Origin of the sequence: Microbacterium jejuense, from assembly GCF_019511665.1 — a bacterium.
In the GTDB taxonomy this organism is placed as follows: domain Bacteria; phylum Actinomycetota; class Actinomycetes; order Actinomycetales; family Microbacteriaceae; genus Microbacterium; species Microbacterium jejuense_A.
Genome location: NZ_JAEUAW010000001.1, coordinates 336609 through 354660, shown reverse-complemented (window position 1 = coordinate 354660; position 18052 = coordinate 336609). Strand labels below are relative to the sequence as shown.

The window sequence follows — 18052 nt, the reverse complement described above, 5'->3', positions numbered from 1 at the left end:
TGAACCGAAAAGGGCTTCCGTGTCGTGTCATTCGTGACGACCATGAAGGGAACACGGAGCGCCCATGCCGAAAGTTCAGCCGTTCCCACAGCCGCCGGCCGCCTGGTCGCGCCCGTGGTGGTGGGCGGCCGCGGGCTTCGCGATGCTCGTCGTCGTCGGACTCGTCGCGCCGCTGACGCCCCTCGCGTGGGCCGGCGGCGTCGCCTACCTCGTCGTCTCGACGACGCTCCTGTCGCTCGGGCTGCGCCGGCGCGGCACGGTGCGGTTCGGCGCCGCCAACGCCGTCACCGCCACGCGCTCGGCGCTGGTCGGAGTCGTGACGGCCCTCGTCGTCGCGGCGTTCGGCGGCGGAGGCAGCACCGCTCTGCTGGTGACGATCGCGGCCTTCGCGCTGGCTCTGGACGGCGTCGACGGATACGTCGCCCGGCGCACGGCGAGCGTGAGCGAGCTCGGCGGGCGCTTCGACATGGAGGTCGACGCGTTCCTGCTGCTCGTGCTCAGCATCTACGACGCGAGGTTCCTGGGCTGGTGGGTGCTGTCGATCGGGCTCATGCGGTACGCGTTCGTCGCCGCCGCGTGGGTGCTGCCGTTCTTCGCCCGCCCGCTGCCGTACCGGTACTGGCGCAAGGTCGTGACGGCGGCCTGCGGCATCGCTCTCGCCGTGGTCGCCTCGCAGCTGCTGCCCGCGGTCGCCAACACCGTCCTCGTGGGGACCGCCCTCGCGCTGCTCGTCGAGTCGTTCGGCCGCGATGTCCTCTGGCTCGTCCGGATGAACCGTACGGGCCCGCGTCTCGTGTCACCCGAGAACGCTCCGGCACACGATCCCGGCCGGGCTCGAGACGAAAGCAGGTAGGACGATGGCGCCCCAGACCACCACGGCGCTCAGGGTCATGCTGATCCTCAGTGCGCTCGCACTCCTCGCGGCAGGCGGCATCCATCTGTATCTCGTGTTCAACGGTGTCGGCGGCATCCTCGGCGTGATGTTCGTGCTCAATGCCGTCGGGGCGCTCGTGCTGGCGCTCGGCCTGCTGTTCCTGCGGGGGCGCCTGCTGCAGGTGGCGACCGTGCTGAGCCTGCTGTTCCTGATCGCGACCCTGGGCGCCCTGATCCTCGCGCTCACGGTGGGACTGTTCGGCATCACCGAGACGTGGGACTTCATGCTCGTGCCCGAGACCGTGATCGTCGAGTCGATCGGCATCGTGCTGCTCGCGGTGACCACGGTCATGGTGCTGCGACAGAAGCCCGTCGCGGCGAGATAGCACCGCTCGCCCGACACTTCAAGCCCCGCGCCGCCTCGCTGCTCGCGCCGTAGCGTGGGGGCAGACGAAGGAGGCGAACGCCATGTCCGAAGAAGTGGATGCCGCCGACACGGGCGGTTACGTCCCCACCACCACTCACAGCGAATGGGGCGCCGGCAACCCACGGCTCATCGTCTCGGGTGCCGAGCGCTTCGAGTTCCCCCTGGATGGCGAACGCTTCACGATCGGCTCCGGAGGGGACGCCGACCTGCGCGTCGCGGGCGCCCAGCCCGTCCACGCCGAGATCCGCCATGACGACCGCGATGAGTTCCTGCTGCTGACCTACGGTGACGCCGAGACGAACACCACGCCGGAGCCGCAGAAGTCGCTCGACGGCGCCGAGGCGATCATGCTGCGCTCGGGCGCGCAGTTCCGCTTCGGCGACTGGCGCTTCACCTTCGAGCGCGACGAGTACGCCGATCACGGCCGTCCGTTCGGCGGCCGCGAGGGCGGCGAGCTCGAAGACCAGCCCGTTCAGCCGCCACGCCCCGACTACACAGAGCGCGGCGAGGGCACGGTGCCCACCGACGAGGCGCCCGAGTCCGCACCGAGCCCGGGAGACACCGGGGAGGCGCGCGACATCAAGCCCGACCGGGCCTGACGCTGCGCGCTCAGCTCTCGTCGTCGGGGAGCACCTCGTCGACGAGGAGGATGCCGCCCGACGTGTTGGCCGAGTGCGCGAGCTTCTCGATGTAGGCGCGGCTGAGCTCGGGAGGCTCCGCATCGTCGAACACGAACATGAGCGGGATCGACGGATGCAGCCAGATGGTCGAGCGACCGCCCGGCTCGTCTTCGCCGTGTCGCCAAGAGAGGGTGAAGCTCTCGTTCCTGCGGAGCTTGGTCGCGATCACCACCTTGAGGTGGGCCAGCGCGCGATCCTCGATGCGGATCGGCATGTCCTGCGCTCCGTAGTACAGCGTTCCCATACGAGGGACGCTACCCCCTCCCCGCTGCTGCGCGGTCATGGCTTCTGCAGCGCGTCGCCGTCCGCGTCGTCGGCCGAGGGTTCGAACGGCGTCGCGGCGGCCGGCTCGTCCTCGCGTCGGTGACCGCGCGCCTCTTCGTCGGCCTCTGTCCGCTCCTCGTCCTCCGGCTCGGCCGGGACGTCCTTCGCCCGTGGCGAGCGACCTGCGTCGCGCTCCACGTACGAGGGCAGCGAGCCCTGGTTGTCGAGATCGCTCATGTCGTCCCCACGATGCTCGTCGATGTCGTCGGATCTCCCCCGCGACACCACGCTAGGGACCGCGCTCCGGCGACGGCGAGGGCCTTGACAGCCCATGTGCAGGTCTGTCTGTACATTGGTTGATGCGCCCGGCCGCCCGTCACCGAGCGCGTGTGGAGGTGCACCCTCGATGGGTCGGTTGATCTACGAAAGCTCCGTCCGCCTCGAGGTGGACGACCGCACGCTCGCCCACCTCGTCGTCGTGATCAGCGACAAGCTCCGGCGCTCCGAGTCATTCCCGCTGTCGTGGCGCAACGATCCGTCCACCGGCGACGGCCGCACCACGATCTGGGTGCACCCCGGGTCGTCCCTCGTCTTCGAGTTCTCCGGCAGCCGCCGCCCGGCCCTGAACCGCACATGGCTCGAGGCCCTCGCGGTGGTCGCTAACACCCCGGAGGGCCTGCACATCGTGCCGGAGCCCGCCGACCAGGGCATCGGCACCGAGCCCGCGGGAACCGAGAGCGTGCCCTGAGCCGCATCGGCCCTGGGCCCGTCCGCAGAGATCACCAGGAGGCGACGGGCCACCCCTCCGCATCCCATTCGAGCGGCGCGAGTCCGAGCCGGAACTGGCCGCCCATGTCGGCGTCATACCAGTGGAAGGCCAGCACGCCGTCGGCGACCGATTGGCCGCCCGGACCCACCCGCGACCCGTCGCCCTCGAGGAGGATCGAGCCACCCCCTGCAAGGAGCGGCACGCCCTCCCGGTCGAGATACGGCCCGGTGGGAACATCGGCCCGGCCGACCGCGATGCGATAGGTGCTGTCCGCACCGCGGCAGCAGAGGTCGAACGACACGAAGAGGAACCAGTCGCCGTCGTGCTCGACGAGATACGGCGCCTCCACGGCGTTGGGTGGCGACTGGCGGTCGGCGATCCGCAGCGGTTCCTCATCGTCGACGCGCAGCCCGCTCGGCCACGCCAGCTCGACCATGCGGATGCCGCTCCAGAAGGAGCCGAACGTCATCCACGGCGTACCGGCATCGTCCGTCGCGACGCCCGGGTCGATGGCGTTGAAGTCGTCGGCGGTGGTCGACGCGATGACCGCACCTTGATCGACCCATTCGTAATCGGGGTCACCGGGGTCGAGCGTCGTGTTGGTCGCCAGGGCGATGACGGAGGTGTTCTTCCCGAAGGTCGAGGCCGAGTAGTAGAGGTACCACGTGCCGTCGTGCTCGACGAGCTCAGGCGCCCACAGGTTGTCGACGCCCTTCACCTCCTCGCGCAGCCATGCCGGCTTCTCGTCCCAGACCTCTCCGGCATACCTCCACGTGTGTCCGTCCGTGGACGAGCGCACTTGGATGTTTCCCTCGGCGACCGTGCCGTTGCCCGTCGAGTAGACGAACCACTTGTCGCCGTCCCTGGCGAGGGCGGGGTCGTGCGTCGCGAGGTCGCCCGTGAGCTGCCACGCGCCGGTCGGCGCGCACGCCACGAGCGGGGTGGCGAGCGTGAGCGCGAAGACGACGGCCGACAGCAGACGACGGATGCCGCGCGCCCGCGCCGTGCGGCGAGCCCGCGACACCCCCCGATCAGGTGTCATCAGCCGAGCGCAATGGCCGTCCACGACACCCGGGGAAGCGTCACGGTCAGCTCACGCGTGTCGACCGAGACGGAGTCGTTCGGCCGGGGCGCGACGCGCTCCCGGTCCTCGAGCGTGTTCTTCGCGTACACGTCGTCATCCCACAGGGTGTGGCTCTCCAGCACGGAGACCTCGCCGAGCGCCGCGACGTCGACCGTGATCGTCACGGCCTCGTCCTGACTGCGGTTCACGAGGAACACGGCCGCGCGCCCCGTCTGGCGGTCGAACGTCGCGACGGCGTCGACGAGGGGCACATCGCCGTAGGCCTTCGTCTCGTATGTCGGCGAGTCGAGCTTGAGCTGCAGCGCCTCTCCCTGCGCGAGGCGTGACGTGATCGCGAAGGGGAAGAACGTCGTCTGCCGCCACGCCGGCCCACCGGGTTCGGTCATGATCGGCGCGATGACGTTGACGAGCTGCGCGAGCGATGCACTGGTCACGCGGTCGGCGTGCTTGAGGAGCGAGATCATGAGATTCCCGAACACGACCGCGTCGGCGACGGAGTACACGTCCTCGAGCAGGCGCGGGGCGACGGGCCAATTGTCGATTCCCTCGATCTTGTCCACGCCGTGGAAGCGATCGATGTACCAGACGTTCCACTCGTCGAACGAGATGTCGATCTTCTTCGACGAGCCTCGCACCGCACCGACATGGTCTGCCGTGGCGACGACGGTCTCGATGAACCCGTCCATGTCGACCGCCGACGCCAGGAAGCTGCCCAGGTCACCGCCACGCTCCTCGTAGTAGGCGTGGCACGAGATGTAGTCGACATCGTCGTACGTGTGTCCGAGCACGACGCGCTCCCACTCGCCGAAGGTCGGCATGTGGGCCGACGAGGATCCGCACACCACGAGCTTGAGCGACGGGTCGATCTGACGCATGGCCTTCGCCGTCTGCGACGCGATCTTGCCGTAGTCGTCGGCCGAGCGGTGACCGAGCTGCCACGGTCCGTCCATTTCGTTGCCCAGGCACCACATCTCCACGGCGAACGGCTCCTCGCGTCCGTTCGCGCGACGCTGCTCGCTGAGGGCGGTTCCGCCGCGGATGTTGGAGTACTCGAGAAGGTCGAGCGCCTCGAGCGTGCCGCGCGTGCCGAGATTGACGGCCATCATGAGATCGCTGCCGACCTTGTCGAGCCAGTGCGAGAACTCGTGCAGCCCGACCTCATTGGTCTCGGTGGAGTGCCACGCGAGGTCGAGGCGGCGCGGGCGCTCCTCCCGCGGGCCGACCGAGTCTTCCCAGCGGAACCCCGAGACGAAGTTGCCACCGGGATAGCGGATCGTCGAGACACCGAGCTCCTTGACCAGGTCGACGACGTCATTGCGGAAGCCGCGGTCGTCGGCCGTCGGATGCCCGGGCTCGTAGATGCCGTCATAGACGTGGCGGCCCAGGTGCTCGACGAACCCCCCGAAGAGTCGCCGCCGGATGGGGCCGATCGAGAAATGTGGGTCGACGGTGAGACGTGCGGAAGGCATGGGTGTGCTTTCTGTTCGTGGGGAACGGAGGAAGGAGCGAGATGGGTTAGCGGACGCTGCCGACGGTCAGCCCGCCCTGCCAGTAGCGCTGCAGAAAGAGGAACGAGAGCAGGAGCGGCAGCACCGAGATGAAGGCGCCGGTCGTGATGAGGTTCCACACCTGCTCGCCCCCGGCGCCGGCGTTGGAGAGAGCCAGCCAGCGGTTGAGACCCACTGTGACGGGAAGGAGATCCGGATTGGTCAGCACGGCCAAGGGCAGGAAGAAGTTGTTCCACGTGCCCACGATCGAAAGGAGCAGCACCGTGATGATCGCGGGCCGCAGAAGCGGCACGACGATCGTCGCGAAGGTGCGCCACTCCCCTGCGCCGTCGATGCGCGACGCCTCGAGCAGCTCGTCCGGCACGGCATCCTGCGTGTACACCCGCATGAGGTACACGCCGAACGGGTTCAGCAGGGACGGCAGGATGACGGCCCATGGCGTGTTGATGAGACCGTACTGGCTCAGCAGCATGAACGTGGGGATCACCAGCGCCGTGAGGGGAACCATCACCGAGCCGAGGATCATGCCGAACATGACGCCGCGACCGCGGAAGCGGTACTTGGCGAAGCCGTATCCCGCGAGCACCGCGACGATCGTCGCACCGATGCCCGCACTGAACGCATACAGGAACGAGTTCGCGAGCCAGCGCCAATAGATCCCGCCCTGGTGTTCGAAGAGCCCGGCGATGTTGGTGAAGAACGCGGAGGGGTCGTCGAACCAGAAGGCGGGGCTCGAGAAGAGGCTTCCGGTGCTCTTGGTCGAGGCGACGAAGAGCCACCAGATGGGGACGATGAAGTAGATCGCCATGACGATCAGCAGCACGTGGGACCCGATGCGGCGGCCGCCGGCGGCGCGGCGACGCTCCTCACGCGCGCGCCGCTTGTCTTCGCGGCTGAGGTGCACGCGCTCGGTCGTCGACACCGTGCGCGTGTCGAGGGGCGATGCGGGGAGGACGGCCATCACTTGAGTCCGCTCTGTCTGCGGGTCAGGAAGAGGAACCCGAACGATCCGATGAACACGACGATGGCAAGCGAGAAGGCGATCGTCGAGGCGTAGTTGAACTGGCTGTAGCTGAACGCCAGTGCGAAGGCGTACATGTTCGGGGTGTAGTCGGCGGGCAGGGCGCCGGAGGCGACGCTGCGGAGCACCGTCGGCTCGGTGAAGAACTGCAGCGTGCCGATCAGGGCGAAGGTGAGCACCATGACCATCGACGACGAGATCATGGGCACCTTGATGCGCGTGGCGATCTGCATGCCGTTGGCGCCATCGATGCGCGCCGCCTCGTAGATCGAGGGGTCGATCGCACGCAGGGCCGCGTAGATGACGATCATGTAGTACCCCGACCACTGCCACGTGACGATGTTGACCAGGCTGAAGAAGATCGTGCCGGACGACAGGAAGTCGGGCGCCGGCAGACCGAACAGGTCGAAGATGGTTCCGGCCGGTCCGAATCGGGGGCTGTACAGGAAGCTCCACATGAGCGCGCCGATGACGACCGGGATGGCGTAGGGCGCGAAGATGAACAGCCGCGACGTCTTCGCCAACCACGTCGCGAGCGTGTCGAGCGTCAGCGCCGCGATGAGCGCGACGATCATCTGCAGCGGGATCATCACGATCGCGAACAGTGCGACCCGGCCGAGTCCCGCGAGGAAGAGGGGGTCGGTGAAAGCCTTGAGGTAGTTGCCGACACCGACGAACTTCGTGCCGGTCGCCAGCGTCGAGCTGAACAGGCTCATGCCGAACGCGTAGACGAGCGGGAACACGAGGAACACCGCGAAGATGACGAGGAACGGCGTGATGAAGAGCCAGCCGATGTTCTGGCGGCGATGGATGGCGCTGCGGCGGTGCGCGCTCTGTCCGCGCCGAGCTCTGGCCGGCGTATCGACGACGTTGGTCGCCATGGCGGATCCCTTCCTTTGGAGGCGGATTGCAGGTCGGGCCGGCTCCGGTCGGGAGCCGGCCCGATGGCTCACTCGAGGGTGAAGCCCTGGTCCTTCGCGTACTTCTCGAGCGTCGCCTGGAGGTCGTCGAGCGCCTGCCCGGCGTCCTTCTCCTTGTCGACGACGACGGCGGTCACTTCCTGCTGGAGCTGGTCGTAGGCGTAGTTCTGGAACGGGCTGAACGTGAAGCCCGAGTAGCCGGCGGCCGCGGGGAGGAAGACCTCCTTGTTGATCTGCTGCCCGCCGAAGAACGGGTACTCCAGGTCGGCGAAGTAGTCCGACTCGAGGATGGGCTTCCACAGCGGGAACAGTGCCGCCTTCTCGATGCCGATCTTCCACGCGTCCTCCGTGCCGAAGATCTCCTTGGCGACAGTGGCCGAGGCCTCCTTGTCCTTCGCCTGGCTCGTGACGGCGAAAGTGGAGCCGCCCCAGTTGATCTGGACCGGGTTGGCGGTGTCCCACTGAGGAACGGGCGCGGCACGCCACTGGGCGTTGTCGTCCGTGCCTTCTAGGCCCTGCAGGTACCCGGGACCCCACGCGGCGGCGACGTAGATGGCGTAGGTGCCGTCGACGAGCATCGTGTTGTAGTCGGCGGTGAACGCTTCGTCGACAGCCACGAGACCCTTGTCGGTCAGGTTCTGCCAGTACGAGAGGACGTCCTTCGAGCCCTGGTCGTTGACGTCGATGCCGATGTCCGTCGGCTTGGCACTGTCGTACGTGAACGGCACAGCGCCGGACTGCGCGAAGAGGGCTTGCGTGTACGCGCGGCCGTTCGGCGGGAAGTCAGCGAGCACACCGGGGGCACCGGCATCCTTCAGCTTCTGGGCCGCGTCCGCGAACTCGGCCCACGTGGTGGGCGGCGTGATGCCGTACTTGTCGAGGATGTCTTTGCGGTAGAGCATGCCCATGGGCCCGCCGTCGACGGGAATCGCGTACACGGCACTGCCGGACGAGACGTCCTTCCACGCACCCTCGGTGTAGTCGGCCTTGACGTCGTTCGCGCCATACTCCGACAGGTCGACGAGTGCGTCGCGGATCGAGAAGCTCGAGAGCACCTCTGCCTCGAGCATGATCACGTCGGGCGCTCCGCTGCCCGACTCGATGGCGGTCGAGAACTTGGTGTACTCGTCGTTGCCCTGGCCGGCGTTGGTCCAGCAGATCTGGACGTCGTCGTGCGTCGTGTTGAAGAGGTCGACGACGTCTTCGAACGCGGGGTACCACGCCCACACGGTGACCTGCGTGGCGTCGGGCTTCTCGATCTTGTTCGTGCAGGATGCCGCGGCGTCGCTGCTGGACGAGCATCCCGTGAGTGCTGCCGCGGCGACGGCGACGACGCCGAGCCCGGCAAGAACCTTCGACTTCATTGGCTGTGTGCTTCCTCTCGCGGTGCGGACACCGGTGTCTTCGGAGTGGATGCGAGCAGTTCTGGTGTGGGGCGCCACACTGAGCCTCGCGTTATGGAACGTTAAAGATTAACGTTCCAGAGGCATACTGCTGGACGTCGAGCCATTGTGTCAAGTGCCGATTCGGGATTCGGCGGAGAAGAACGTCAGGCGATGCGCGCTGGCGCGGACTCGCGCTCCACGATGCGGAAGTCCGCCAGCTGCAGGCGCACGGCGTGACCCGACTGAGGCTCGGCGATGCGCTTCAGCAGCGTCTGTACTGCAGTGCGCGCGATCCACGACCTCCCGGGATCGACCGTCGTCAGTGACGGGATCGAGAACTGCGCCTCGTCGAGGTCATCCCAGCCGACGACTGAGACGTCGCGCGGCACGTGCAGCCCCGCCTCCTCGAGAGCCCGCATGGCGCCCAGAGCAAGCGTGTCGTTGAGAGCGAAGACAGCGTCGAACTCCACGCCGCTCCGGAGCAGCTCCCTCATGGCAACTGCGCCGTTCGTGCGGTGCCACAGCGTCGTGTACGCGACGATGTCCTCGTCGTATGGGATGCCGGCTCGCTCGAGGGCTTCCCGATACCCGCGCAGACGCAGACCGGCCGAGCCGATCACCTCACCCTCGTGGGCGCCGATGACAGCGATACGACGGCGCCCGGAGGCCAGCAGGTAGTCCGTGACGGCGCGCGCGGCCTCGACATTCTGCATGGTGACGTGGTCGAGGGCGCCGTCGAAGATGCGCTCGCCGAGCAGCACCATGGGATAGGGCACGTCCAGCCGTGCGACGTCCTCCTGCCCCATCCCGAGAGCACTGAAGACGAGTCCGTCGGTGAGCTTGAGCCGGGGACTGCTCAACAGCTCCAGCTCGCGGTCCCTGTCGCCGCCGGTCTGCTCGACGAACACACCGACACCGGCGCGCTCCGCCTCGGCGATGACTTCCGCCGCAAGCTCGGCGAAGTAGCTCAATGCGAGATCGGGCACGGCGAGCGCGATGGCGCCCGTGCGCCCGGAGCGCAGATTCCGTGCGGTCAGATTGGGGGTGTAGCCCAGCTGGGCGATGGCCTCCTCGACCTTCGCACGCGTCGCCGGACGAATATGCGGGTAGTCATTGATGACGTTCGAGACCGTCTGCATCGATACGCCCGCGAGCCGCGCCACGTCGTGCAGTGTCGATGCCATTCATCCCCCTCGTCGGAAACCTTAGCGTGATCTAGAACGTTGTAGGAATCGACCGGTTGGCATGGTGCGCACGCCCCTGCCGCCCCGGTCACTCGAGATCGGCCGGGCGCAGCACGAGGTGCGCGAGCTGCTGCGGGCGTACGACGCGTTCGTACTCGACGCCCTCGGGGATCCACTTCGTGTCCCAGAGCACGATCTCGGCCTCGTCGTCGCCCTGATCCCGGTTCCGCGCCTTCGCACGCTCACCTGCGATCCGGGGGTCCAGGTCGATCCAGACGGCGAGGTCGATGAGCGACGCCGTCTCCGGCCGAAGGATGCGGATGCCTTCGACGATGACAGCCACCGGCATGGCCTCGTCGACAAGGCCTTCTTGCCCGTCGTATCCACGACGCGCGTAGCGCAGTCGCGCCTCCCCGCCCGTTCTCACTCGACGGAGCAGATCGAAGGTCGCCGGCCAGTCTTGGATCTCGAAGAGGCCGGCTCGCCGGGTGTCGACGGCCGCGTACAGCCGGTCGGTCGGAACGACCTGCGACGGGCTGATCCCGAGGTCTGCGGCCAGCCGCAGCGCGAGCGTGGACTTGCCCGCCCCACCATGACCGCCGATCGCGACCACAGGCGGCCGATCCAGCTCGGCGATCAGTTGGCGGGTGTCCCTCAACACGTCGTCGTACCCGGGGTGACCGTTCTCGCCCACGGTCCTCCGTTCTGGCCACGGCATCATCAAGATCCGGCCTGACGGATGACTCCTGTGGCCCGTACAGCGGCAGCAGCGAGCAGCGCCGCCGCCGGGATCGTGTTGACGCCGAGGCCAGGTTGGAGCGCCGTGGCCACGACGATGCCCACGGCTGCAGCGGCATGAGCGGCCTGGCTCAGTCGTCCCCGAACACAGAGGCCGACGACGGCGATCACAATGCTCGCCGCGGCGACGATGGCGGCCGGGCCCACCGCCGCCTGCCAGTAGGCCTGGCCGTCCATCGGTGCGTACTCGTCCTGGACGAGCTCGCTCGACCCGTACCAGGTGAACCCCAGGACCCATGCGGTCGACGCCCCGGCGACCAGCACGAGCACCGCTCTTGCTGCGTCGTCTCGGCGAACAGCTCCTGCCGCAAGGGCCCCGAGCAGCACCGCAAGGAGCCACATCCCGCCAAGAGTCATGGCGATGCCGAGGTATCCGATGCCGTCGCTGCAGGTCCAGGTGTCAGCGCCTTCCGAGCCCGGTGCTCCCATGCCGCAGCCGATGTGCAGCTGCTCACGCACAAGTGACAACGCCGTCGAGCCGAAGGGCAGCGCGGAGAGCCCGCCCGCGAGCACGATCCAGACACCGAGGTGACGCGCTACCGCCGGGCTCACCTCTGCGGTCGTGCGTGGAGCAGACATCACGTGAGCGACGCTACCAACAGCCGAAGACCTTCGCGGTCGCTCGTGTCGGCCCACACGCTGCGAACTCCAGGTGACAGGCCGCAACGAAAAAATCCCCGGCAGTGCCGAGGATTTGATCTGTAGCAGGAGCGGGGCTTGAACCCGCGACCTCACGATTATGAGTCGTGCGCTCTCACCAACTGAGCTACCCTGCCGCACGCATCCGCGGTCGTGGATGTGGATGCTGCGAGCCCCGAGTCAGGATTGAACTGACGACCCCTTCCTTACCATGGAAGTGCTCTGCCACTGAGCTATCGGGGCGTGCTGCCCGCAAGCAGGCAACTAGAAGAGGATACCAGAGCCGAAGCCCTCCTCCGAACCGCTCAACCCACCGTGTGGGTTCCGTCGGTGTACGTCTGCAGCCACGGCCACGGGTCGATCGGCGTGGTGCCGTTCTTCCAGATCTCGAAGTGCGTGTGGGCGCCGAACGAGCGACCGGTGTTGCCGGTGCGGCCGATGACGGTGCCCACCGTGACGTGCTGACCCGCGACGACCTTGAGCGAGCCGTACTGCATGTGCGCGTAGTGGCTCGACACCAGCTGGCCGTCGACGATGTGATCGATCACGACATGCACACCGTAGGCGCCACCGGATTCCGAGGCGATGCGCACCGTGCCGTCGGCGATCGCCTGGACGGGCGAGCCGGCGCCGGGCGTGAAGTCGATGCCCTCGTGCATGCGGCCCGACCGCATCCCGAACCCGTACGACATCGTCACGCCGACCGCGAAGGGCCACTGGATGTTCGAGTTCGGGTCGTTGTGGAACAGGTTCGAGAAGTTGCGGATGCCGGCTTCCGAGGCGAGCTGCGCGGTCGTCGTGATCGCGTAGTTCTCGGTGCGGTCGAGCGGGTCGCTCTGCGCGTCGCCCGGAGCCACGTACGCCTGGATCTCGGAGTCGTCGAGCCCGCCTCCCACATCGCCGGGCGCGATGACCGAGAGCGCGTCGGTGCCGCGGACGGCCGCGACCGCCTCGACCGGCGTCGTCATGCCGACCGCGATGAGCCCGACGACGCCGAACACGCCGATGGAGAAGGACGTGGTGGCGACGCGGCGGAAGGCGGAGCCACGGCGCGTCTGGACGCGACGCGTGGCGGTGTGAGCGGCCGGCGCGTCGGAGGCCTCCTCCGCGGCCGGGGCCGGACGCTGCGTCGGGGTCTCGCCCGTGAACGAGAACAGCCGCGCGGCCGCCTCGAACTCGTCGACGCCCGGGGCGGCGGGGGCGGGGATGGGGCCGGTCAGCGGCTCGACGCGCTCGGTGCGCGGACGCTCGGTGCGGGGGCGCTCGGCGGCGGGCTCCGGTGCGGGGATCACCGTCTCGGTCGGGCGCTGCGACGCACGCACCGGCTCGGCCGCGGGGACGGACCCGGCCGCGCGCACCTGCTCCTCCGCGCGTACCGGCTCGGCTGCACGAATCGACTCGGCCGCGCGCACGTCACCCGCCGGAGCGGCGGAACGCGGCGGGGCGACCGGCTCGACGACCGCCGGGGCCGGGGCCGGAGCGGCGGCCGCCTCCGCGGCCATGAGCCGCGCGAGGGTCTCTGCCATCCAGTCGGACGGGGAGTGCGCCGCGGCGGGCTCCGAGGGCTCGGCGGGTGCCTGCGCGGCGGGTGCGGGAGTGGCGGCGCGTTCCGCGTCGACGACGGGAGCGAGGAGTTCGAAGGGCTCAGCGGGCGCGAGCACGGTGTCGCGCAGCGGCGCCGGCTCGTCGCGCGAGGGCAGGTCGGCCTCGAATGCGGCCGCGGCCCGCGCGGGAGCCTCGGGGGCGACCGGCGCGATGGGCGGCACGACGACCGGCTGCTCACCGGTCTGCGCTCGGCGCGACCGGCGGCTGAGCTGCTCGGCGGCAGGGGCCGCGACGGCCGGGCGCGCCGCGGACGCCGAAGAGCGCACGCGGGTCGCGGGGGCGATCGGCTCGACGACGGGACTCGAGGCGACGGGCCGACCGACCGAGGACGGCGCAGGGGCCGGCGTCTCGACGACCCGCGCGGCAGGGGCGGTGGGCGCTGCCGGGGCGACAGGCGTGACGGCCTCGGGCTTCGCGGTCGGCGGGGTTGCGGCATCCACCCGCTTCACCTCGGCGACACGGCCCCAGACGACCGCCGGACGCTCGGGCGCGCTGCCTGCCGCCTGGCGTCGCGCGTCGGCGCGACCCGCGGTTCCCAGGGTCTCCGTCGACGCCTGCACAGGCGTTGCGGCAGTGCGGCTGGAACGGCGCGTCGGCGCAGAGTCAGCCTGGGAAGCGTCAAAAGGCAAAGCGGCGGGGGGCTCTCGGGTCGTGCCGCGAGGGGGGGCGCGGCAAGGCGGTCTTTCGGGCTGTGACCACCCTCGCCGTTCGGGCGGCGAAGGTAACGATCGGGTAAACGCTACACCGGGTGCCCTGGGAATGCCATGTGCGGCTCGGAATTTGGCGGTTTCGCTTCGTGAGGATCCGATGAGACGCGTCGTCAGACCAGACCGGCCGCCTCGGCGAGACGGTCGAAGATGCCCGGGCCCGCGGCGACGACGAGCGGGGAACGCGGTGAGCCGTCGGGCTGGTTGCGGCCGTAGCGCCCGCCGGCCTCGGTCACCAGCAGCGAGCCGGCCGCGAGGTCCCACGGCGAGAGCCCCCGCTCGAAGTACCCGTCCAGGCGCCCGGCGGCGACGTAGGCGTGGTCGAGCGCGGCCGATCCGCCGCGGCGCAGGTCCCGTGCCAGCAGCGGCATCACGTGCGCGATGAGCTCGAGGTCACCGGGGCGGGTCGCCGGGTCGTACCCGAAGCCGGTGGCCAGCAGCGCGCCCGCGGGCCCGACCTCGGCGTTGACCGCGAGGCGCGTGTCGCCGAGCCAGGCGCCCTCGCCGCGCGCCGCGTGGAACATCTCTCCCGCCACGGGTGCGTAGACGGCGCCTGCCTGTACCTCCCACCGCTCGGGCATGGGCTCGCCGGTCACGGCTGCGACGCTGACCGAGTAGTGCGGGATGCCGTACGCGTAGTTGACCGTCCCGTCGATGGGGTCGACGACCCACGTGATGCCCGAGGCCCCCCGCTCGGCGCCGCTCTCTTCGCCGAGGAACCCGTCCTCGGGACGCTCGGCCGCGAGGCGCGAGCGGATGAGCGCCTCGACCTCGCGATCGGCCTCCGTGACAATGTCGGCGAGCGCGGACTTGGTCGCGGCGATGGCGACGCCCGCCTCGCGCCGCACGCGGGCCAGGTGACCGGCCTCCTGGGCGATGTCGACGGCGAGGGCTTCGAGGTCTGAGGCGAGCGTCATGCCTCCACGCTATTGCTCCGCGCGGGGGGTGCGGATCACGGCTGCGGCGGCAGCGGAGGCGGCGGCGGGTAGCCCGCGTATCCGGATCCCGTGGACGGAGCCGGCGGCGCGGGCTGCGACGGCGCAGCGGCCGGAGCCTGCGTGGCGGGCGGGACGGGTGCACCCTGGGCGGCGGCATCCCCTCCCTGCTGCGGCTGAGGACCCTGCGGCGCGGGCCACCCGCCCTGTGCCTCGGCCTGGGGCTGCTGCGGCGTGAACACGTGGGCGCCCGGCGTGGGGTAGCCCGTGTAGTACGCGTTCCAGTCGGGTGAGCCGTCGGGGAGCATCGGCAGCGGGGTGACGGCGTCGACGTACGTCGGCCACGGCAGGAGTTCCTGCTGGGCGGCCGGCTGCGTTCCGTACGCCGGCGCGTGCGCACGCGGCCGCTTCGGGGCGAAGAGCACGTTGATGAGCGGCACGAGGGCCGTACCGACGGCCGCCAGGATCGCGATGGCGACGACGATGCGCCAGTACAGGTCGGCGAGGTTGAGCCATTCGCCGAACGCGAGCGGGATGATCAGCAGCGCGGCGAGCGCGACGACGAGCGAGATCGTGGCGATCGTGACGACGCGGGTGAACGTCGTCTCGTAGCGCTGGTAGGCCTTGACGAAGAGGCGAACGTGCAGCAGCACGAGTTGCAGGATGAGCACGATCAGCAGGAACGAGACGAACCGCGAGAACCCCAGCCACGGGAAGCGGTCGGGCATCCAGATCATGATGGCGCCCAGCAGCAGCGCGACGATCCAGCTGCCGAGGCTCGCGAGCGCGAACCACGCCGGACGCGACGGCGCCAGATGCGCATCGAGGATCGCGACCCCCGCGAACGCGACGAGCAGCAGGATCGTCAGGAACGCGCGACCGACGATGCCGTTCTGCGATCCGACGAGCACCCACACGACGCACACGAGTGCGGCGGCGATGAGGGCGCCGATCGCGACCCAGATCGCGGCACGCAGCAGCGGCGAGATCGACCCCTCCGTGCGAGCGGGCTGAGGCGGCGTGTACGGGGCCGTCGCATACGGATCAGGCGCGGTCATGGCGTTCCTCTCGTGACGCGGGCGGACCCCCGCATGCCCATCCTGACACGCCGGCGCGCCCTGTGCCGAGGCTCGACACGACGCGTGCGGTGCCGCACCCCTTGAGGGCGAGGGATGCCTCGCCCCTGCCCCGCAGCTAGCATGAGCCGATGCACAGCGCACCGTCGCGCGACGTCGATGTCGCGATCGTGGGCGGCGGGCACAACGCCCTGGTCGCCGCCGCCTACCTCGCCCGTGCCGGCCGTCGCGTTGTCGTGCTGGAGCGCCTGCCGCATGTCGGCGGCGCCGCGGTGTCGGAGCGTCCGTGGGCCGGCGTCGACGCGCGTGTGTCGCGCTACTCCTACCTCGTGAGCCTGCTCCCTCGCCGCATCATCGACGACCTGGGCCTCGACGTGCGGCTGCGGCGGCGGCGGATCTCGTCCTACACGCCCGACCCGGCCGCGCCCGAGCGCGGGCTGCTCGTCGACACGGGCGACGCCCGCGCCACGGCGGACTCGTTCGCGCGCGCCACCGGCGACGAGCGCGAGGCCGCGCGTTTCGCCGCGTTCTACGAACGGCTCGGGCCCCTGGCCCGCACCCTCTTTCCCACCATGACCGATCCGCTGCCGCGTGCCGCAGAGGTGCGCGCCGCCGTCGCCGACGACGGCCTGTGGTCGGCCATCGTGGACGAGCCTCTCGGCGCGCATCTGCGCGCCTCGCTGCGCACGGATCTGGCCCGCGGCGTCGCCCTCACGGACGCCCTGATCGGCACTTTCGCAACGTCCGACGACCCTTCGCTGCGGCAGAACCGGTGCTTCCTGTACCACGTCATCGGCGGCGGCACGGGCGACTGGGACGTCCCGGTCGGCGGTATGGGACACGTCTCGGCGTCGCTGCGGGACGCTGCGCTGCGCGCCGGCGCCGAGCTCCTGACGAGCACCGAGGTCACCGCCATCAGTCCCGACGGCCGCGTCACCGTCGGCGACGGCGAGATCGTCGTCCAGGCCCGCCTCGTGCTGAGCGGCGTCGGCGAGGCGGTGCTGAGAGGACTCGTGGATGCCGCCGACCCCGGCGCGACGGCATCCCCTGCTCGCTCCTCCCGGCCCGAAGGCGCTCAGCTCAAGGTCAACATGCTGCTGTCGCGCCTGCCTCGTCTGAACGACGCCGCGGTGGACCCGGCCGCCGCGTTCGCGGGCACGTTCCACATCAACGAGACCATGACCCAGCTCGACCGCGCCCACGACGAGGCGGTGGCGGGAGGCATCCCCGACCCGCTGCCGGCGGAGGTGTACTGCCATTCCCTCACCGACCCGTCGATCCTCGGCGAGAGCCTGCGGGCATCGGGAGCCCAGACCCTCACCCTGTTCGGCCTGCAGGTGCCGCATCGCCTGATCGCCGGCGCCGACCCGGACGCGCGCCGCGCCGAGCTGCTCGCGGCGGCCGAGGCGAGCCTCGACGCCGTGCTCGCCGAGCCGATCCGCGATGTGCTGTTCCGCACGCCCGAGGGCGAGCCGTGCATCGAGGCGCGCACGACCCTCGATCTCGAACGGTCGCTCGGCATGGCCGGTGGCGACATCTTCCATGGCGGACTGGAGTGGCCGTGGGCGGACGACGACGATCCGCTCGACTCCCCCGCCCGCAGATGGGGCGTCGCGACCGGGCACGACCGCATCCTGATGTGCGGCTCCAGCGCCCGACGCGGCGGCGCCGTGAGCGGCATCGGCGGTCACAACGCCGCGATGGCGGCGCTCGAGCTGCTCCGGCACTGAGGTCCGAGCCCCTTCCGCGCTAGGCGGCGGGCGGGTCCTCTGCGCGCGGCTCGGCGGCCTCTTCGGGTCTCACATCGGGGCCACGGCCGCGTGCGATCATCCGTCCGACGAGAATCGCCAACGGGATGCTCACAGCGATCCACACGACGACCACGACGATCACCCATACCCATACATCCACGTACTGATCCCCCTCCCCAGGGTGAGGGACACAATACGCGCCACAGGTGGCGCACCCGAACGGTGCGACCTCGGACCCCGATGGGACGCCGCTCGTCGATCGCCACCGAAGCGTGGCAACCGACGAAGAACGCCCCGCCAGTCCGAAGACTCGCGGGGCGTTTCTGCTGGTGGCGAGTGAGGGATTCGAACCCCCGAAGTCTAAGACGGCTGATTTACAGTCAGATCCCTTTGGCCGCTTGGGTAACTCGCCAAGTGCGCACCCGC

The 18052-nt window shown here is 69.7% G+C and carries 18 protein-coding genes and 3 tRNA genes; 5 read left to right on the top strand and 16 right to left on the bottom strand.

What is annotated here, in order from left to right; translation table 11 throughout:
• Positions 1 to 64: 64 nt before the first annotated feature.
• The 3 genes from JNB62_RS01495 (at position 65) to JNB62_RS01485 (ending at position 1899) form a co-directional block, all read left to right on the top strand.
• A complete protein-coding gene (locus JNB62_RS01495; RefSeq protein WP_220299098.1) occupies positions 65 to 853 on the top strand; it encodes a CDP-alcohol phosphatidyltransferase family protein in 789 nt (262 codons plus the stop codon).
• Positions 854 to 857: 4 nt separating this feature from the next.
• A complete protein-coding gene (locus JNB62_RS01490; RefSeq protein WP_220299097.1) occupies positions 858 to 1259 on the top strand; it encodes a hypothetical protein in 402 nt (133 codons plus the stop codon).
• Between the two features lie 82 nt (positions 1260 to 1341).
• Positions 1342 to 1899, top strand: coding sequence for an FHA domain-containing protein (locus tag JNB62_RS01485; RefSeq protein WP_220299096.1), 558 nt, complete (start codon positions 1342 to 1344; stop codon positions 1897 to 1899).
• Between the two features lie 10 nt (positions 1900 to 1909).
• On the opposite strand, the gene JNB62_RS01480 is transcribed toward JNB62_RS01485, so the two are convergent.
• Both JNB62_RS01480 and JNB62_RS01475 read right to left on the bottom strand, forming a co-directional pair.
• Positions 1910 to 2224, bottom strand: a complete 315-nt coding sequence (locus JNB62_RS01480; RefSeq protein WP_220299095.1) for a DUF7882 family protein — start codon at positions 2222 to 2224, stop codon at positions 1910 to 1912.
• 35 nt (positions 2225 to 2259) lie between these two features.
• A complete protein-coding gene (locus JNB62_RS01475; protein ID WP_220299094.1) occupies positions 2260 to 2481 on the bottom strand; it encodes a hypothetical protein in 222 nt (73 codons plus the stop codon).
• Between the two features lie 169 nt (positions 2482 to 2650).
• Between JNB62_RS01475 and JNB62_RS01470 the strand changes: the two genes are divergently transcribed.
• Positions 2651 to 2992: a DUF7882 family protein gene (locus JNB62_RS01470; protein ID WP_220299093.1), complete on the top strand. Its 342-nt coding sequence runs from the start codon at positions 2651 to 2653 to the stop codon at positions 2990 to 2992.
• Between the two features lie 31 nt (positions 2993 to 3023).
• On the opposite strand, the gene JNB62_RS01465 is transcribed toward JNB62_RS01470, so the two are convergent.
• The 13 genes from JNB62_RS01465 to JNB62_RS01405 form a co-directional block, all read right to left on the bottom strand.
• The gene (locus JNB62_RS01465) at positions 3024 to 4055 is read right to left on the bottom strand and encodes an arabinan endo-1,5-alpha-L-arabinosidase (protein WP_220299092.1); all 1032 of its coding nucleotides are present in this window, start codon (positions 4053 to 4055) and stop codon (positions 3024 to 3026) included.
• The gene (gene arfA / locus JNB62_RS01460; protein ID WP_220299091.1) at positions 4055 to 5566 is read right to left on the bottom strand and encodes an arabinosylfuranosidase ArfA; all 1512 of its coding nucleotides are present in this window, start codon (positions 5564 to 5566) and stop codon (positions 4055 to 4057) included. Before arfA ends, JNB62_RS01465 begins: the two co-directional genes overlap by 1 nt.
• 46 nt (positions 5567 to 5612) lie before the next feature.
• Complete coding sequence (locus JNB62_RS01455; RefSeq protein ID WP_220299090.1) at positions 5613 to 6566, bottom strand: carbohydrate ABC transporter permease; 954 nt, start codon at positions 6564 to 6566, stop codon at positions 5613 to 5615.
• Positions 6566 to 7507, bottom strand: a complete 942-nt coding sequence (locus tag JNB62_RS01450) for a carbohydrate ABC transporter permease (RefSeq protein WP_220299089.1) — start codon at positions 7505 to 7507, stop codon at positions 6566 to 6568. The genes JNB62_RS01455 and JNB62_RS01450 overlap by 1 nt, the downstream gene beginning before the upstream one ends.
• A gap of 68 nt (positions 7508 to 7575) precedes the next feature.
• Complete coding sequence (locus JNB62_RS01445) at positions 7576 to 8910, bottom strand: ABC transporter substrate-binding protein (protein ID WP_220299088.1); 1335 nt, start codon at positions 8908 to 8910, stop codon at positions 7576 to 7578.
• A gap of 185 nt (positions 8911 to 9095) precedes the next feature.
• Positions 9096 to 10115 (bottom strand): LacI family DNA-binding transcriptional regulator, encoded by a 1020-nt coding sequence (locus JNB62_RS01440; protein WP_220299087.1) that lies wholly within the window; start codon positions 10113 to 10115, stop codon positions 9096 to 9098.
• 88 nt (positions 10116 to 10203) lie between these two features.
• Positions 10204 to 10809, bottom strand: a complete 606-nt coding sequence (locus JNB62_RS01435; protein ID WP_220299086.1) for a hypothetical protein — start codon at positions 10807 to 10809, stop codon at positions 10204 to 10206.
• A gap of 26 nt (positions 10810 to 10835) precedes the next feature.
• Positions 10836 to 11495, bottom strand: a complete 660-nt coding sequence (locus tag JNB62_RS01430; RefSeq protein WP_220299085.1) for a hypothetical protein — start codon at positions 11493 to 11495, stop codon at positions 10836 to 10838.
• 120 nt (positions 11496 to 11615) lie between these two features.
• Positions 11616 to 11689: transfer RNA gene (locus JNB62_RS01425), tRNA-Met, on the bottom strand.
• 34 nt (positions 11690 to 11723) lie between these two features.
• Positions 11724 to 11795: transfer RNA gene (locus tag JNB62_RS01420), tRNA-Thr, on the bottom strand.
• Positions 11796 to 11857: 62 nt separating this feature from the next.
• A complete protein-coding gene (locus JNB62_RS19510; protein WP_308291696.1) occupies positions 11858 to 13597 on the bottom strand; it encodes a M23 family metallopeptidase in 1740 nt (579 codons plus the stop codon).
• Between the two features lie 380 nt (positions 13598 to 13977).
• Positions 13978 to 14781, bottom strand: a complete 804-nt coding sequence (locus JNB62_RS01410; RefSeq protein ID WP_220299084.1) for an inositol monophosphatase family protein — start codon at positions 14779 to 14781, stop codon at positions 13978 to 13980.
• A 35-nt stretch (positions 14782 to 14816) separates the two neighbouring features.
• Complete coding sequence (locus JNB62_RS01405; protein ID WP_220299083.1) at positions 14817 to 15857, bottom strand: hypothetical protein; 1041 nt, start codon at positions 15855 to 15857, stop codon at positions 14817 to 14819.
• A 149-nt stretch (positions 15858 to 16006) separates the two neighbouring features.
• Here JNB62_RS01405 and JNB62_RS01400 point away from each other — a divergent pair, with 149 nt between their 5' ends.
• The gene (locus JNB62_RS01400; RefSeq protein WP_220299082.1) at positions 16007 to 17605 is read left to right on the top strand and encodes a phytoene desaturase family protein; all 1599 of its coding nucleotides are present in this window, start codon (positions 16007 to 16009) and stop codon (positions 17603 to 17605) included.
• A gap of 348 nt (positions 17606 to 17953) precedes the next feature.
• Here JNB62_RS01400 and JNB62_RS01395 read toward each other — a convergent pair.
• Positions 17954 to 18038, bottom strand: a tRNA-Tyr gene (locus tag JNB62_RS01395).
• Positions 18039 to 18052 lie beyond the last annotated feature (14 nt).

Bases quoted from the DNA above. Each gene is read 5' to 3' on its own strand.
- JNB62_RS01495 (WP_220299098.1), top strand. From the start codon at position 65: ATGCCGAAAGTTCAGCCGTTCCCACAGCCGCCGGCCGCCTGGTCGCGC.
- JNB62_RS01490 (WP_220299097.1), top strand. From the start codon at position 858: ATGGCGCCCCAGACCACCACGGCGCTCAGGGTCATGCTGATCCTCAGT.
- JNB62_RS01485 (WP_220299096.1), top strand. From the start codon at position 1,342: ATGTCCGAAGAAGTGGATGCCGCCGACACGGGCGGTTACGTCCCCACC.
- JNB62_RS01480 (WP_220299095.1), bottom strand. From the start codon at position 2,224: ATGGGAACGCTGTACTACGGAGCGCAGGACATGCCGATCCGCATCGAG.
- JNB62_RS01475 (WP_220299094.1), bottom strand. From the start codon at position 2,481: ATGAGCGATCTCGACAACCAGGGCTCGCTGCCCTCGTACGTGGAGCGC.
- JNB62_RS01470 (WP_220299093.1), top strand. From the start codon at position 2,651: ATGGGTCGGTTGATCTACGAAAGCTCCGTCCGCCTCGAGGTGGACGAC.
- JNB62_RS01465 (WP_220299092.1), bottom strand. From the start codon at position 4,055: ATGACACCTGATCGGGGGGTGTCGCGGGCTCGCCGCACGGCGCGGGCG.
- arfA (WP_220299091.1), bottom strand. From the start codon at position 5,566: ATGCCTTCCGCACGTCTCACCGTCGACCCACATTTCTCGATCGGCCCC.
- JNB62_RS01455 (WP_220299090.1), bottom strand. From the start codon at position 6,566: ATGGCCGTCCTCCCCGCATCGCCCCTCGACACGCGCACGGTGTCGACG.
- JNB62_RS01450 (WP_220299089.1), bottom strand. From the start codon at position 7,507: ATGGCGACCAACGTCGTCGATACGCCGGCCAGAGCTCGGCGCGGACAG.
- JNB62_RS01445 (WP_220299088.1), bottom strand. From the start codon at position 8,910: ATGAAGTCGAAGGTTCTTGCCGGGCTCGGCGTCGTCGCCGTCGCCGCG.
- JNB62_RS01440 (WP_220299087.1), bottom strand. From the start codon at position 10,115: ATGGCATCGACACTGCACGACGTGGCGCGGCTCGCGGGCGTATCGATG.
- JNB62_RS01410 (WP_220299084.1), bottom strand. From the start codon at position 14,781: ATGACGCTCGCCTCAGACCTCGAAGCCCTCGCCGTCGACATCGCCCAG.
- JNB62_RS01405 (WP_220299083.1), bottom strand. From the start codon at position 15,857: ATGACCGCGCCTGATCCGTATGCGACGGCCCCGTACACGCCGCCTCAG.
- JNB62_RS01400 (WP_220299082.1), top strand. From the start codon at position 16,007: ATGCACAGCGCACCGTCGCGCGACGTCGATGTCGCGATCGTGGGCGGC.